This window comes from Saccharibacillus sp. O23 (assembly GCF_002205895.1).
Lineage (GTDB): Bacteria > Bacillota > Bacilli > Paenibacillales > Paenibacillaceae > Saccharibacillus.
Genome location: NZ_NJDE01000004.1, coordinates 74,201 through 89,830, shown reverse-complemented (window position 1 = coordinate 89,830; position 15,630 = coordinate 74,201). Strand labels below are relative to the sequence as shown.

Annotated in this window: 18 protein-coding genes; 12 read left to right on the top strand and 6 right to left on the bottom strand. The window is 52.6% G+C overall.

What is annotated here, in order from left to right; genetic code table 11:
• Positions 1–70: 70 nt before the first annotated feature.
• The 6 genes from CDO73_RS06835 to CDO73_RS06810 form a co-directional block, all read right to left on the bottom strand.
• Positions 71–1,630, bottom strand: coding sequence for a sensor histidine kinase (locus CDO73_RS06835; RefSeq protein WP_088487773.1), 1,560 nt, complete (start codon positions 1,628–1,630; stop codon positions 71–73).
• Positions 1,621–2,331 carry a response regulator transcription factor gene (locus CDO73_RS06830; protein WP_088487772.1) on the bottom strand — a complete coding sequence of 237 codons (711 nt, stop codon included), beginning with the start codon at positions 2,329–2,331 and terminating at the stop codon, positions 1,621–1,623. Before CDO73_RS06830 ends, CDO73_RS06835 begins: the two co-directional genes overlap by 10 nt.
• A gap of 90 nt (positions 2,332–2,421) precedes the next feature.
• Complete coding sequence (gene msrA / locus CDO73_RS06825; protein WP_218821617.1) at positions 2,422–3,150, bottom strand: peptide-methionine (S)-S-oxide reductase MsrA; 729 nt, start codon at positions 3,148–3,150, stop codon at positions 2,422–2,424.
• Positions 3,151–3,259: 109 nt separating this feature from the next.
• The gene (gene msrB / locus CDO73_RS06820; RefSeq protein ID WP_218821616.1) at positions 3,260–4,510 is read right to left on the bottom strand and encodes a peptide-methionine (R)-S-oxide reductase MsrB; all 1,251 of its coding nucleotides are present in this window, start codon (positions 4,508–4,510) and stop codon (positions 3,260–3,262) included.
• 59 nt (positions 4,511–4,569) lie between these two features.
• Positions 4,570–5,109, bottom strand: a complete 540-nt coding sequence (locus tag CDO73_RS06815) for a redoxin family protein (RefSeq protein WP_218821615.1) — start codon at positions 5,107–5,109, stop codon at positions 4,570–4,572.
• Positions 5,110–5,143: 34 nt separating this feature from the next.
• Positions 5,144–5,872 carry a cytochrome c biogenesis protein CcdA gene (locus tag CDO73_RS06810; protein ID WP_088487769.1) on the bottom strand — a complete coding sequence of 243 codons (729 nt, stop codon included), beginning with the start codon at positions 5,870–5,872 and terminating at the stop codon, positions 5,144–5,146.
• Positions 5,873–6,113: 241 nt separating this feature from the next.
• Here CDO73_RS06810 and CDO73_RS06805 point away from each other — a divergent pair, with 241 nt between their 5' ends.
• The 12 genes from CDO73_RS06805 to CDO73_RS06755 all read left to right on the top strand — a co-directional run bounded on the left by CDO73_RS06805 (position 6,114) and on the right by CDO73_RS06755 (position 15,604).
• Positions 6,114–8,774, top strand: a complete 2,661-nt coding sequence (locus CDO73_RS06805; protein WP_143536086.1) for an AraC family transcriptional regulator — start codon at positions 6,114–6,116, stop codon at positions 8,772–8,774.
• 109 nt (positions 8,775–8,883) lie between these two features.
• The gene (locus CDO73_RS06800) at positions 8,884–9,189 is read left to right on the top strand and encodes a YtxH domain-containing protein (protein ID WP_088487767.1); all 306 of its coding nucleotides are present in this window, start codon (positions 8,884–8,886) and stop codon (positions 9,187–9,189) included.
• A 127-nt stretch (positions 9,190–9,316) separates the two neighbouring features.
• Positions 9,317–9,622, top strand: a complete 306-nt coding sequence (locus tag CDO73_RS06795; RefSeq protein ID WP_143536085.1) for a hypothetical protein — start codon at positions 9,317–9,319, stop codon at positions 9,620–9,622.
• Positions 9,623–9,655: 33 nt separating this feature from the next.
• The gene (locus CDO73_RS26450; protein WP_143536084.1) at positions 9,656–9,793 is read left to right on the top strand and encodes a stalk domain-containing protein; all 138 of its coding nucleotides are present in this window, start codon (positions 9,656–9,658) and stop codon (positions 9,791–9,793) included.
• A 20-nt stretch (positions 9,794–9,813) separates the two neighbouring features.
• Positions 9,814–10,590 (top strand): RNA ligase family protein, encoded by a 777-nt coding sequence (locus CDO73_RS06790; protein WP_088487765.1) that lies wholly within the window; start codon positions 9,814–9,816, stop codon positions 10,588–10,590.
• A gap of 410 nt (positions 10,591–11,000) precedes the next feature.
• Positions 11,001–11,627, top strand: a complete 627-nt coding sequence (locus tag CDO73_RS06785) for a hypothetical protein (protein WP_088487764.1) — start codon at positions 11,001–11,003, stop codon at positions 11,625–11,627.
• Positions 11,628–12,061: 434 nt separating this feature from the next.
• The gene (locus CDO73_RS06780) at positions 12,062–12,331 is read left to right on the top strand and encodes a CPCC family cysteine-rich protein (RefSeq protein WP_088487763.1); all 270 of its coding nucleotides are present in this window, start codon (positions 12,062–12,064) and stop codon (positions 12,329–12,331) included.
• 65 nt (positions 12,332–12,396) lie between these two features.
• The gene (locus CDO73_RS06775) at positions 12,397–12,954 is read left to right on the top strand and encodes a hypothetical protein (protein ID WP_088487762.1); all 558 of its coding nucleotides are present in this window, start codon (positions 12,397–12,399) and stop codon (positions 12,952–12,954) included.
• Positions 12,955–13,174: 220 nt separating this feature from the next.
• Positions 13,175–13,501, top strand: coding sequence for a hypothetical protein (locus tag CDO73_RS06770; RefSeq protein WP_088487761.1), 327 nt, complete (start codon positions 13,175–13,177; stop codon positions 13,499–13,501).
• 47 nt (positions 13,502–13,548) lie between these two features.
• Positions 13,549–13,848 (top strand): hypothetical protein, encoded by a 300-nt coding sequence (locus CDO73_RS06765; protein WP_088487760.1) that lies wholly within the window; start codon positions 13,549–13,551, stop codon positions 13,846–13,848.
• A gap of 18 nt (positions 13,849–13,866) precedes the next feature.
• A complete protein-coding gene (locus tag CDO73_RS06760) occupies positions 13,867–14,385 on the top strand; it encodes a hypothetical protein (RefSeq protein WP_088487759.1) in 519 nt (172 codons plus the stop codon).
• A gap of 250 nt (positions 14,386–14,635) precedes the next feature.
• Positions 14,636–15,604 carry an ABC transporter permease gene (locus CDO73_RS06755; RefSeq protein WP_088487758.1) on the top strand — a complete coding sequence of 323 codons (969 nt, stop codon included), beginning with the start codon at positions 14,636–14,638 and terminating at the stop codon, positions 15,602–15,604.
• Positions 15,605–15,630 lie beyond the last annotated feature (26 nt).

Genomic DNA, 15,630 nt, shown 5'->3' with positions numbered 1-15,630 from the left:
TTAAAAGCGGCGAACGCCGAAACGCCGCGATCGCGGCGCTCGAAAAAGCCGCCCGAATACCGGGCGGCTGTCAGCAAAGCGGGAGGGTGAATCGGAAAACGGTGCCGTTTCCTTTGCGGCTTTGAAAAGAAAGCGAACCTCCGTGGGCTTCGATAATCGTTTTGCAAATCGACAAACCCAGCCCGTTCCCGTCGTTCTTGCGGGCGGAAGGCGGTAAAGAATCCGTCGAACTCGAAAAATTTTCGCCGGAGGGCGCGGTTCCTTTGTAAGCCCGTTCGAAGATAAACGGCATATCGACAGGATCGATTCCCGTTCCCGTGTCCGCCACGTCCACGCGGATAAAACCGGGCTCCAGTTCGAAGCCGATCGAGATCGTGTCGCCGGAACGCGTATGCTTGAGCGCGTTGGAGACCAGATTCGAGATAACCTGTTCGATTCGGTTGACGTCCGCGCGAATCAATACGTTCGGGATGCCGAGCGTCTCGGCTGCGGGATCGCCCGGCTGCGAGGTGTGCAGGCTATGAGCGGAAGGTCCCCGATAAGCGACCCCGGACGAAGTGATATCCCGTTCGATCGTGCGCAGAATATCCCGAAACGCTTCTCCGCTGTATATTTCCGTAGGCGTAATCGAGATCTGCCCCAGTTCGTTTAAGGCATGCACCAACAGATCGTCGGTTAACCGGACCATGCGGTCGGTATGCGTCCGCATCACCCCGATATAATCGAGTACCTCGTCCATATCCGCGCATAATCCTTCTTCGATCGCTTCGATATAGGCTTTGAGCGCCGTCAACGGCGTTTTGAGGTCGTGGGAAATATCGGTGACCAATTCTTTATGCATGCGTTCCCGGCGCGCGCGTTCGCGGTGCAGATACAGAATCTCCAAACGCATCTGATCGAACGCGGCATACAGTTCTCCCATTTCGTCAGGCTCCGGATATTCGGATTTCTGATCGTATTCGCCTTTGAGAATGGTTTCTGCCGCTTGTTTAAGCGTATTCAGCGGCTCGACGGTCCGGCGCTGCAGCTGCCGACGGAAGCGAAAGATCGTCCAAGCCAATATCGCCGATAGAACGGCCGATACCGTCAGAGGCCATATCCAGGCTTTGTTTGGGTCGGGCGCCGCCACGCGCGAAGCGTCCAGCGTAAACAAAGCACTGCCGGTCTGCATGCCGCCGGCGTCTTCGACGATCGGGAACGCGATCTTCACGCGCTCCGCGTCGCTCGAGGCGGATAGATCGTAATGCAGCGCCGTGCGCAGATCGACCGAGTCCGATATCGCATCCGCGTCGGAGAGGGACGGCGCCGAATCCCGCGCAGCGGGCAGAGCCGAGTCGAATAACACCGCGCCGCTCAAGTCGACCAGCATCAGCTCCGCTCCGATTCGCCGGCACTGTTCGATCAGCGCTTCGCGAGCCTCGCGGTCCGTTTTGATCTTCTCCAGTCCCGTTTGTTCCAACTGAAATCGGATATCCCCGGTTGCCAGCCGCGCTTGGTTGATCGGAAGGCGATCGGAAGAAGAGGAACCATCCGCCGCGGTGGCAATCAGCCACAGGACGCTGGCGAAGATCAGCAGCAGTTGAACCAGCACGAACAGGGTCTTTTTGCGAATCCACTTTCTTAGGTGCATAACTTATAACCTACGCCCCACACCGTTTTGAGATAGCGAGGGTCGGAAGGTTGATCTTCGATCTTTTCGCGAACGCGGCGCACGTAAACGCTGACCGTATTGTCGTCCACGTATCGATCGTACCCCCAGACTTTATCCAGCAGTTCGGTTTTGGAGAATACCCGGTTCAGGTTTTCGGCCAGCACGAGCAGCAGGTCGAATTCTTTGGCGGACAGCGAGATATCTTGTCCGCGAACGCGGACGCGATGTTCGGTCTTCTCGATGGACAGCTCGCCGATCCGGATCGAAGCATCGGCGCGCTCCGGCGGAGAGGCGGCCGCAATCGCGATTTTGTCGTGACGGCGGAAGTAGGCATTGATGCGCGCGAGCAGCTCGCTAAGAGAGAACGGTTTGGTCATGTAATCGTCCGCGCCGAATCCAAGCCCCAGTACCTTGTCGGTGTCGCTTCCGCGAGCGCTGAGAATCAGAATGGGCGTTTCTTTCGTTTGGCGAATGCGGCGGCATAACTCGAGCCCGTCCGTATCGGGCAGCGTCAAGTCGAGAATGACGTAATCCGGTTCGAGAAGATCGATCATATGTAGGCCGTCCGCTCCGTTATCGGCAACGGCGACTTCGAGTCCGTGTTTTTCCATATAGTTTTTGACGATGCGGGAAATATCGCGTTCGTCTTCGATCACTACGATTTTTCGACTCTGATTCATGCGGATACTCCTGTCTTTATTCCGATTTACTTCACTTTACCAGAATAATTTAACAAAAGATTCTCCTTTGGTCATTTTTCTTCTCCCTGTTCAAGAATTATCCAGCGCGTGCAGATCGATCGAGCAGTAGCCGTTCGGATTTTTCTCCAGATAATCCTGTTGGCTCTCGGCGGCGATCACGAAACGTGCGAGGGGCAGCGTTTCGGTCACGATCGGTTGATTGTATTTCGTTTGTTCGCGCCGAAGCGCCGCTTCGATGACCGGAAGATCGGCCTGATCCGTATAATAGACGCCCGAGCGGTACTGCGTGCCGATGTCTTCGCCCTGCCGGTTCAAGCTGGTGGGATCGATCACGCGGAAAAAGTCGCCGAGCAGTTCGGATAGCGGCAGACGGGCCGGATCGTAGGTGACGCGCACGGTCTCCGCATAGCCGGAAGGCGGCACGTCCGGCGCGTTCGGCGGCGTTTCGGAGAAATCGGCGGAAAGTTCGGAAGATACCGATTTCGCGGAGTCGAGGGGATCGCTGCCGGATTCGTCTTCGGAACCTTCCGCTGCGCCGTAAGCATAACCGACCGTCACGTCGGCCACTCCGTAGAGCCGCGACAGATAAGCTTCGACGCCCCAGAAGCAGCCGCCGGCCAGATCGATGGTTCGAAGATCCGCTTGCGAATAATCGACGTCGGCGTTGGGGTTGGCGAAAGCGGCCGGAGAATCGGGATCGGGGCGGCTTTGCGCTTCGCCGTTGGTAGACAGCGCGGCATATACCAAGAAAATCGAGGCGACGGCGAAAAGGCCTATCATCCAACGTACGCGTTTCATTTGAACGGCCTCCTTTTTTACGAATAAAGCCGCACCCGATCTTACTCGTCGGGTGCGGCAATACGGCATAAATAAAAGCAGCTTGCATGGAAACGAAGAAGCCGGGACGTTATTTCGCTACGCTGATCAGATAACCGTAACCTTCCGCGTTCATATCGGCCAGCGGCACGAACCGGATCGAAGCGCTGTTGATGCAGTAGCGTTTGCCGCCGCGATCCGCCGGGCCGTCGTCGAAGACGTGACCGAGATGGATATCGCCGGAACGGCTGCGAACTTCGGTACGGACCATATTATAGGCGGTATCTTCTTTGTACGTCACGACTTCCGGGAGGATCGGCTTCACGAAGCTCGGCCAACCGCATTGGGAATCGTATTTGTCTTCGCTGGCGAACAGCGGCTCGCCGGTGGAGACGTCGACGTAGATGCCTTTTTCGTACGTATCCCAATACTCGTTGGAATAAGGGTGTTCGGTGTCCTGTTCCACGGCGACTTTATATTGAATATCCGTCAGCAGCTTTTTGAGTTCTTCGGGACTGCGTTTCGGATAGTCGGCAGGGTCGATGACGATATGACCCGCGGCTTTCGTGGCGGCGGCCGACTTGGTGCCTGCCGAAGTCACGCCTGCCGCGGACGTGTCGTTTTCCGTGCCGGAAGTTCCGTTCGGATCGGCCGGGACCTCCTGATCGTTCAAGATGCTCATATCGATATGGCAGTAACCGTTCGGATTTTTCTCCAGATAGTCCTGATGGTATTCTTCCGCTTCGTAGAAGTTCTGGAGCGGCAGCACTTCGGTCACGATCGGTTGGTTGTAACGCTCCTGTTCCTTGGCGATGACGGATTCGACCACGGATTTCTCGCTGTCGTCCGTGTAATACACGCCGGAACGGTATTGGATGCCGCGATCGTTGCCCTGCTTGTTTTTGCTGGTCGGATCGATGACTTTGAAAAATTCCGTCAGCAGTTTGTCCAGCGAAATGCGCGCCGGATCGTAGGTGACTTCGACGGTTTCCGCGAATCCGCGTTTACCTGCCACCACGTCTTCGTAAGTCGGGTTCTCGCCGGTGCCGTTGGCATAGCCCGATACCGCGTCCTGCACGCCGTAGATGCGCGCCATATATGCTTCGACGCCCCAGAAGCAGCCGCCGGCAAGATAGATCTTTTTCAGATCGGACTTGGAATAATCGACGCCTTCGTTCGGATTTTTGATACTGGCGGCCGTTACGTGTCCTCCTGACGAAGCGGACGCGCCGGAGGCGTTCATGCCGCCGAGTCCCGACGTCGAACAGGCCGAGACCAACAGCGCCAGAACCACCAGCGACATCAAGGAGAGCCAGGCGGCGGGCCGGGTTCTTTTTTTCATGCGCGAAACCTCCTTTTAGTAGAAATAAGAGTCTGAAAATGAGAGTTTAAAAGGAAAAGTTACGGGATGTCGTTGAAATTGGCCGCGATCATCGCGTTGTCGTTATGCCCCGGCACGGTCTTCGCCAGATTGCCGTTCGAATCGATATAAAACGAAGTCGGATAAGCGCGAACGCCGAACTGCTGCGCGTATTTGCCGCCTTCGTCGAGCAGGACGGTCGTGTTTTTCTCGTCGAGACCCGAGAACCATTTTTTGAAATCGGCTTCGGACTTTTCGCCTTTGAAATTCGGGGCGACGATGCTGATGACTTTAAAATCGTTGTCCTGACCGGCCAGCGTGTTCAGTTCGTCCATGCCGGCGAGGCAGATCGAGCACCAAGAAGCCCAATATTTAATGTAGACTTTTTCGCCTTTGAAATCGGCGAGCTTGACGTCGCTGCCGCTCAGGTCTTTGAGATCGAACTGCGGCGCGGCGTTCGCGCTTGCCGAAGACGCGCTGCCGGACGCGGACTTCTGAGCCGATTGGCCGCAGGCGGTCAGCAGCGACACGGCGCAGAGCAGCGAGAGCAGAGGAAGCCAGACTTTTTTGACGGAACTCAAATGGGTCATCTCCTTATAAACGAATTCGAAACGGTCAAGATTGGAACGCGGCGGTAAGCACCGCCAAGTTATTGGTCATCAGCAGGATGCCCATCGCGATCAGCACGACGCCGGACGCGATCTTGATCTTGCCCATATGCTTGTACAGCTTCTTGATGCGGCGCAGCAGGAAATCCGAGAAGACCGCCAACAGCAGGAAAGGCACGGCCATGCCGACGGTGTAGACGAACATCATCCAGACGCCGTAGCCGGCCGAACCGCCGCCCGCGGCTACGCCGAGCACGGCGGCGAGCACGGGACCGATGCACGGCGTCCAGCCGAAGCTGAACGTCAAGCCGAGCAGGAACGCGCCGAGCCAGCCTTTTTGCTTATTCGCGTCGAAGCTCAAGCGTTTCTCTTTCTGCATGAACATCAAGTTCAGCAGGCCCGTCTGATGGATGCCGAACACGATCACGGCCGCGCCGCAGACGATCATGAACCACGAACTGTTGATCACGCCGCCGAGCGCGCCCGCGCCGAAGCCGAGCAGCAGGAACACGACGGACAGTCCGAGGATAAACAGCAGCGTCCGGCCGATCAACCGAGGATCGACGCGGAAACGGGAAACGGCGGCGTCGCCGGATGCGGAAGCGCGCAGCCGATCCGCTTCGGAACCGCCGAGGAAAGCGAAATACACGGGCAGCATCGGGAAGATGCACGGCGAGAAAAAGGAAAGCACGCCGGCCGCGAGCACGCTTCCGACATATAAAGATTCCGGTGCCAAAGAAGCGTCACCTCCGATTTGGATTTGCGTTCTTACATCTAAAACTTGTTTACGTCTTATTGTACGCAAAAAGATCAAATTTGGATTAGTTTTTCGAAATATTTTTATACAAAAATTAGGAAACCGTAAATGGGTAGCTTTCGGAGAGGCATAGGGAGGCTTTTTTTGATAAAAGAACCGCAAAAGGATTGCGCGAGGTGAGAAAATATGTAACTTTAGAAGGAGATTAGGAGGGTTGCCCGTGTCCAGAAGTTGGTTCAACCGGCTGACGTTTTCTTACCTGCCCATTCTCATCATCGTGCCGGCGGTGCTCATGCTCCTGTTTTTTGCCGGATCGGCGGAATTGTCGAAACGGGAAACGGCTCGGGCCAACGAAGTCTTCTCGCGTCAGGCCGTGCAATCGCTCGATTATTCGTTCCGTTCGATCGGCGAGATGATGAACCGGGAGATCGTGTCGGGCGAATTCGACGCGTTCTTCTCGTCCTCGGCGAATCCTTATCTGGCGGCCAACGAAACTTCGACTCGGCTGGTACGGCTCAAGCTGACCAATCCGTTGATCGATTCGCTCTACGTGTATCGGGTATCGGACGGAACGGTGCTCGGCAATCTGTCGATCGGCCGTCTGGAAAATTTCGCGGACCGAAAATTCGTCGAACAAGCTTCCGAAGGAGCGTTGCCTACCGGATGGTCGGAACCTCGGGAACTTGCGCTGCCTGGCGGCCAGCCCAAGACGGTCGTGACGTTGACGCGAGGCATTCCGCTGCTGACGGGCGAACGCGGGCTGATGGTCGTGAACGTGTCGCTCGATTCGGTGCGGGATCTGCTGCGGGAGATGATCGGAGAAGAAACGAGTTTTATTCATCTGTATACGCCGGAAGGCAAGCTGATGTTGGGAACGGAAGCGGAACTGGCCGCGGCGGCGGCGATCGCGACAGAAAACGCCGAAGCCGTGGCGGCGGTCGAAGAAAAAGAATTGTCTTCGGTGACTTCGTCTTACACGGGTTGGGAGATTCGCAGCGGGTTGTCGGACGGCTCGCTGTCGGCGGTTCTGATGAGCGTCTGGTATGCGTGGATCGCGGGAGCGGCGCTGATCGTGATCTTGGGCGTCGCTTGGACGGCGCAGGTGTCGCGGCGCAATTACGAGCCGGTCGTGCGGCTGCTTCAACGGCTGGACGCGCTGCCGCCGGGCACGATGGAAGCCGCGGCGGCTCTGACGGAAGCGGCGCAGCTCGAAGAAGCGGGAGCGTCTGCGGCTGCCGAGTCCGGCGGCTCGGAAGGAGCAGGCGGCGAAGCGGCGCATTCGGCCGCTTCGGACACGAAATCCGAGCGTGCCGAACGCAGAGGACGAAAGTCGCAGCATCCGGACGAATTCGCCCGTATCGAATCGACATTGAGCGCGATGATCGCGCGGGCGGAAGCGGATCGGCAGCGCCAGCAGGAAGACATCGTGTATCGCCGCCGGGAATTTTTCCGCGAACTGACGGACGGGTCGCGGATCGTCGGCGCGGAGGAATGGGCGGCGGAAACGGCCGCGTTGGGGGTTTCCGCCGCTTCCGTTCAAGATCCCCGCTTCGGCCGCGCCGCCATAGGCTTGCTGGAGATCGACCGGCCGGACGAATTCAACCGGGCGTATTCGGAGCGCAGCCGCGAGCTGCTGCGTTACGCGATCGTCAGCGCCGCGGGCGAACTCGCCGCGCTGCGCGGCGCTTCTCTATGGGCCGAATGGCTGCCCGGCGGGAGGCTGGGGCTGCTGCTGCGCTTTGCGGACTTGGCGGGCGGAGCGGAGAGCGGCGAAATCCTGCCGCCTGGGGAAGATCGGGCGGAAGCGTTGATCGGCGCAGCGTCCGAGCGGCTGGCCGGCCAAGCGGCGAACGGGGCGTCCGGCGAGAGCGAAACGCCGCAAATAGGCGATTCAAGTCAGAGCGGCGCAAGCGAAGCGCCGTTCACGGTCGGAGCGAGCCTGCCTGCGGGCGCGGCCGAAGACGCCGGCGCGACCGTAGGCGTCGGGCCGGATGCCGTAGGGGCCGCGGCGGCGTTCGCGGCCGAATTGGGATCTTGGGTCGCCGCGCATCTGAAATGTACGGTGACCGTGGCATTGGGCGACGAGCTCGCGTCGCCGGAAGAGATCGCGCGAGGCTTCCGAGAAGCCGCCGAAGCGATGGGGTACAAGTCGACGCTCGGCGGCGCGCGGGTCATCGTCCGCAGGGATCTTCGCCGGGGAGCGGCGGCGGAACTGTACGGCGTGCTGCGCACGATCCGCGAATTGGCGCAGGCGTACCGCATGGGCGAAGCGGTCTGGCAGCAGCGGCTCGACGAGCTGCTGGGCGAGCTGCGCGCCGAGCCGCTGTCCAAGGACGACTTGTCCGCCCTGATGAACGTCTTGGCTTATCAACTGCTGCGCGAGATGATGGAACTGCCGGGCGAAGCCCGGGAACTCTGGCGCAGCGAAGCCTCGCCCCGCTTGAGCGCGGCGCTCGAGCATTACGATACGCTCGACGATCTGGAGAGCGCCGTGCGGAATCTGCTCGGCGAATATGCCGTGCGGCTTCGCCTGCTGCGCGAGAGCCGCAGCAGCCATGTCACCTTGCAGGAAGTCCGGGCGTATATCGACGCCAATTACAGCGACCCCAATCTGTCGCTGTCGTCGATCGCCGACCGGTTCGGGCTGAGTTCCAGCTATCTGAGCCGGCTGTTCAAAGACGCGTTCGGCGAGAACTTCGTCGATTATCTCGCCGGCGTGCGGATCGACGCCGCGCGGCGTCTGCTTCGCGAGACCCAATCGCCGATTCAGGAGATCGCGATCCAAGTCGGCTACGCGAACTATATGTCGTTCAGCCGGGCATTCAAGAAGATCGTTTCCGCGACGCCGGGCGAATACCGGACCCGAAGCCGAACGGAATAATGTTGACAAGGTACTACAGTGTGAAGGCAAACGCCGCAAGAGTGGGTAATACCTAAGAGAGAAGCAAAGCAGCAAGCCTACTATCGGAGAAACGAGAGGAGCAACCCCTATGCCAGATACAGAAAAAAACGCCATTATCGTCGGTGCCGTCGCCGGCGCATTGATCGGAGCCGGTCTTGCCGTACTCGTCGCCGCTCAGGAAGGCGCTTCCTTGCGCGACAAATTCATGAATACCGTGAATTTGCTTAAAGATCAAGGACAGATGATCAAAGAGCGCAGCGGAGAACTGCAAGAGAAGAGCCAAGAGATCAAAGGCCTGCTCGCCGAGTCGATGGACGTCGTCAAAGAGTTCAAAGAAGAAGCGACTTCCGCCGCATCGGATATCAAAAGCGAAGTGCAAGGGTTCCGCTCTTAAGTCGCGATCGGGCAAGATCCGTTCTGCTCCGACTCGTTCAACCGTAAGCCCGCTTCCGTATATTTCGGAAGCGGGCTTTTCATTTGCGTAGGATTTGCATATATTTAGAAGAAGAGGTGATATTGTGTTGAGAAAAACGATAGCGGCCGCTCTCGTGCTCGCTGTTTCGTTCCAAACGTCGAGTGCGTTCGCGGCAGCGTCTCCCCGATTAACGGCCAATTCGCAGAACTACTCGGCCGATTCGTACGTGATCCGGGACAATCGCGTCTATTGCGGCATCGAAACGCTGTCCGGCATGATGGGCGCCCTGAACGGTTGGGTGTTCAAAGACGATCGCTCCGCGAGCTTTATCACGCATTTCTCCGCGAAAGGCGACTCCGACGAATTCTATACGTGGTTCGGCGGTTCGAACAAAGTCGAGATCAGATCGTAGATCGGCGGCCAAGAAAAGGTCAAAAGCCTGACGATGGAGCATAAGACTGTTGTCGCCCAAAACGGAGAAATCCTGATCCCGCTGCGCGATGCCGTATCGGCGCTGGGCAAACAGATCGTGTGGGATCGCGAATCCGGCAAGATCACGGTTATCGGCCGTATCGCTTATTAAACGAAAAAGGAGCTTTGTTCATGGACCTCAAAAAGATCAATTCTCTCACCAAATACCCCAGCATTCTCACGTATCATGAACTCGGCGAACGCGGGCGTCTGAACGACGCGTTGACGGAAGGGCAAGGATTCTCGGAGTCCGCTCAGGCGTATGTATACGAGAAGGTGGACGGAGAAAACTCGCGAATCATCCTGCTCCGTACCTCTGACGGCGACATCGATTATCTGATCGGCTCCAGAGAAGAGTTGTTATACGCCAAAGGCGATCGAATCGGCAATCCGTACGGCAATATCGCGGAATTTCTGAAACCGTTAGCCGAGCAATTGACCACAAGCTGCTTGGCGGACGAGGATTGGGCGCTGGCCGTGATCTACCAAGAATCGTACGGCGGCAAAACGAAAGCGTCGAAAAATTATTCGGATCGCAAAACGCAGAGCTATCGGGCCTTCGATCTGTTTACGCTGGATGCGCAAACGTTGGAGGAACTCTTAAGTTTGCCGCCGGAGAAAATAGCCGAGTGGCGCGAACACGGGAACCAGCCTTTTTATGCGGATGAAGCTAAGCAAGCCCTATTCGAACGCTTGGGCTTGCAAGCCGCACCTCTACTGGAAACCGTGCACGGCGCCGATTTCCCGACTTCGCTCGAAGATACGTTCGCTTATCTGAAAAAGTTCGAGACGACGCAGGTGGGCATCGACTCCGCCGGCCGCGCCGAAGGGATCGTGGTCAGAACGGCGGATCGCAAGTTTATTCGGAAGATTCGTTTCGAAGACTACGAGCGGACGTTTCGGAAATAAAAGTAATTAGCAAATAGGAGGCCTTGGGAATGAAATTTCTCAAGGTTTTTTATTTTGGTTAAAATTCTTTTTCGGTCGATAAATGGAATAATTTGTTTTTATATTTTTTGCTAACTCGGTTATGCTTTTTGCGTAAATATCCTACATTTTAGAAAAAAAGGGGATGAAGAAGCTTGAGAGTTTGGAAAAAGAATTTGCTTCTTTTAAGCACAGTGCGAATTAGGAGGAAGTTGATGGTGGGCTGGATCTGCATTTACAAGGAAATTTAAAGGCGCAGATAATGTACGTGCAAAAGATGGAGAGACAGGAACCAAAATTCAAGCCCACTCTACTATACACAGTGAGAAGAAGATTTGGGAAAAATATATTGAACCGATCTTGAAATTCAATTAACAGCTGAGGAGGTCACTATGCATCTATGGCTACGGCTTCTAATCATAATAGTTTTATTGTTTAGCGCTTCATCCTTTTTGTGGTTTCTTCTAGGTTCAACAGCATATTTTCAACGAGGAATGGATATCATTGGAACATCGGTATTTTGGAGTTTGGCTGTTCCTGTGCTTTTTTTAGTTGGAGTATTTACTATAATTCTTATTAAAGGATGGAATGTTACAAGTGGAGGACAGTATGCTGTAGTTTTTATTGGATTGTTAATATCTTTAATACTATCCACCTCCCTGATGCAAAGTGTAAGCACATATGGTTGGGATAAGGAAAAAATCAAAAGTGACTCAATCCAAGTTACTGCAGATAATAAGTTTGAATATCGGATTGATTTAATTAATTTATTTCAAAGAAATAGTTCTGCGATGTTGTACTTAAAAGATATTGGTACAGGAGAGGAAAGGTATATTCCTGTTGATATTCAAACAAGCGAAATTGTTGGACTTGGAGTAAAAAGGTTTAATCATTGGATTATGCTTGAACCTACGAATACTAAAGCGCAATACATCCTGTATACTACAAAAGAGCTTGGCATACCTGAAGAAAGATTTAGAATAGAGATCTTATCAGGTACATCCAGCCGCTTAAATTAAATTTTATCAATCACAATGCGATCAATCTCTGTGTTGTGGTTTTTCTCTACTTCATTGACGTACTCCAACCCCGGCACGCCTTCGAAAAAGTTTCTTGCGTAGAACAAAAATTCAACTAAATCTACTTCCTTATGAATTTGAAGACACCGAAAGGGTAGAATTCGAAGCCATAAACAAAGAGTATTGTTTGGATATTTTTGTCTCGCCCCATAACCCAGATTACCGGATTTGCTCTTATCCTCTTATAAGGAGGATGGGAAATGAACAACGGAAAATGAAAGACTATCAACGAAGGTGCACCTATCTCCAAAAAAATGGCTGCTCCCGATCTACATAAGTTAATGAGGGAAGTCGCGGCATACGTTAAAAGTAGGATTAATGCCGCATAAGAGCAAGTACTCTATGCGGCTGTTTTGGAAGGAGAATGAGTCAGAATGTTGAATGCTGAACGAATGGCTTGTCCCTGCTGCGGCTACTTCACCATTGAAAGCGACGATGAAGTGATCGTGGAGATTTGCGAAGTATGTTTTTGGCAGTATGACTTTGTGGCTCATAAGTATCCGGATCGAAATATCGGGGCGAATCATGTGTCACTAAAAGAAGCCAGAGAAAATCATCAAAAGTTCGGAGCTTGTAAAGCCAGCGTTCTGAGCCATGTCAGAGCACCCGAAAAAGAAGAGCTTCCGGAGAATAATCAGATCTAATAAATGGTGGAATTATTATGCAGTATTATGATTATGCTTTTATTTGTAACTAGGAGAACTTGCTTATGCCAAAAAAATTAATAACTATTTTTTTTATAAGCTGCATCGTTTTGATGACTGCCTGTACACAAGAATCGCAAGTAAATAATTTGAATGCCTCAGACATTATTGAACATACAGCCAACGCAAGCGGAGAAGCACGTGAAGAAACTTCTGAAATCGTACAAGAATTGCTAGGTACTTGGAAGATAGAAAAGGTTTATGCCTACGGAGTCGGAGGATCAAGAAACGGCGAAGAAGACGTCAAAAACCTTCTTGGCGCAAAGGTGATTTATGAAGCGGATTCGATGAAATTCGGAGATCAAGATCCAGTCGGGCCTATCTTTTATCAAATTACAGGTTCTAACGAGTCGGATTTTTCCACAGGCAAAGATTGGCTTGAGAAAAGCACAATAAATAATCATTTAGACGTAGATAAAGTCATACAAATTAGCGTTTTTAAAGATGATCGCTATCGATACATGTATTTCGGTGACGGGAATACTATTCTGCGACTCGACCAAGGAAAATTTGTATTGAACCATGACGGCGATCTTTTTTGGCTGACTAAAGTGTCTGCGTAATAGGGGAAGATCTTTGAGATTTCAATTTTTCAATTAAGCCTGAATTTGAATCGGGAAAAGAAGAAGCAGATGGGGCTAACACCTATTATCTTCTGCAAGAGGTCAAAAAAGCCGAACGGAAATGCAACTGCAACTGGATTTCTTTCTTGTTAAAAAATAAAATCAAATTCGGCAAGTCGCTTTAACATATGTGAATTACTTATAAAAAGGAGACCCAACGATGACCTCTTTACATATTAAATTTGCTTATAATACCTTGAGAAAAGATTTCGAAGCGACAAGCAAAGGCTATAGAGGCGATATATTTTTGGTTCAAAACGACCAATGGTATCAAATCAATGCGTATACGATCTTAAGGTTACAACAAGATTTTGATACCGAATTAGAATATTCCGGGTTCTATACGCCCGATCCGAATTTGATCTTTGTAGAGGAAGCCAGTATTGAAAATATCCTTTTCACATTAAAAAAACTGCAAAAAGAAGGAGTTTTCAAACAGTTCGTTCCAAGTTCGGATGAGCAAGTGCAATCGTATTTTTCTAGTTAGAATGCGTGTTGTCGTCAACAAAAGTCGGAACAAAAGAGTCTTTGGGAGTGAACCCTATAAAAAGGTTAAGATATTACAGCGTGACTTACTTAATCGGTCTTCTGATCTCTTGGTACGGAACCGGGTTCCCGGAGTGGTATTACTGGATTCCTGTTAAAATCGTAGCGATTTTTGTAATGCTGGTGGCGGGAAATGGAATTTATTATATTGCAGAAGAGGGCGTACATTTTCTTATAGCTGGCTGTAAAATGATCAAATATATTTTAATTTCATTTGCGATCCTATTTATTTTCGCTTTTATACAGCACATTTTTCGAATCGATCTTGCTTTCATCGTAGGGATTTAAAATAAAAAGGGAGGCTGCATGAACCTAAACCTATGGACAAGTTTTATCGAAATCGTCAATTTGCATGACTGCAAAGACGAAACTTATTTCAAAAACATTGTAGCTTGGCTGAATCGAAACACTTATTATTTTTCCGACGATCTTTTAAAACGACATAGACTGGATGCTCTGCTGGCTACCGATCCTGCGGAATATGAAGTTCGATCCTGCGGATATTCGACTTTGGCTAATTGGAAAGGCATAGAAGAGTCGGGGATCAAAAGAATGAAATTGGACACTTTTCTTATGCTGGTGAGCGATGATCTGTGGGAAATGTTTCCGACGAAGCGGCAGCAATGCGCACATTGTGACGTGGACGAGATGAGATATGTGGTCATCCGAACCGAAGATCAAGATCGGGAAGAGCTTGCTCTGGAATGTATCCAATGCGGGGATTTGGAGTATTGGGACGGAAGGGAATTACAAGCCAATATACAAACCATTCGACCCGCCACAAAAAGCGACAGATTAGACTTGCGTTTGCGATTCAAAAGGTAGTACCTTGACCAACCCAAGCCTTTAAAATGCTGATCCTCGATCAGGGTTTTAAAGGCTTTTTACGTACCAAAGCAAATTTCGAAACCTCTTCAAAAAACGTGAACCCCGCGCCGTTACCGGCTTCCTCGCTCTTCTTCGTATCCAATTGCAAAAAACGTTACCCGCTCGAAACCTGACGATTGCCCAAATTCGCGACTTCCATTTACAGTAAGTGCACAAAGCATTCCCCAATCCACCCGGAGGTGACGTTATGGGCAGCCTCGATATCAGGGCGCGCAAAGCCAGCGAGAAAGAAAGTCGAATGAGAGCGAGAAGCGCCCTCGGCAGACGCCGAAGATGGAATATGAACAAACCGCTGCTCGTCATGTTCCTGCCGATCGTCGTCTTTTTTATTCTATTCAAGTACGTGCCGATGTTCGGATTTGTGATCGCTTTCAAAGATTACAACTTCGCGGACGGCATATTCGGAAGTCCGTGGGTGGGCTTCGACAACTATAAGTATCTGTTCCAGAATCCCGATACGCTCGGCATTATCCGCAATACGTTAATGCTGAGCGCGCTGACGGTGTTCGTCGGATTTCCTTTCCCGGTCATCTTGGCGATCCTGCTTAACGAAGTCCGACGCTCTTGGTTCAAACGTTGGGCGCAGACGCTGTTGTATCTTCCGCATTTCCTCAACTGGGTCATCGTCGGCGGTCTGGTGCTGATGATGTTCTCGATCGAGACGGGTTTCGTCAATAATCTGCTCGAACGTCTAACCGGCAGCGCGTATCCGTTCTTGTTCAAAGAAGGTTCGTGGATTACCATCTTCGTCGCTTCCGGCATCTGGAAAGGGGCAGGCTGGTCGGCGATCATCTATCTGGCGGCGCTGACTTCGATCGATCCGAGCCTCTACGAAGCGGCGGGCATGGACGGAGCGGGCAAATGGAAGCAGATTCGCCATATCACGCTTCCGGGTCTGATGCCGACGGTCATTCTGATGTTCATCTTGGGGATCGGCAACGTGATGGATGTCGGCTTCGACCAAGTCTACGTCCTTCAGAATCCGGTCGTGATTAACGTAGCGGAAGTCATCAGCACATGGAACTTCAAGGTCGGCCTCGGTTCCGGACAGTTCAGCTACGCGACGGCGATGGGACTCTTCGAATCGTTGATCGGGCTGACGTTGGTGCTGATCGTCAACGGAATCGCCAGACGGTCGGGACGCGGATTATGGTAACAGGCTGCGGCAAAGAAAGGGGAGAA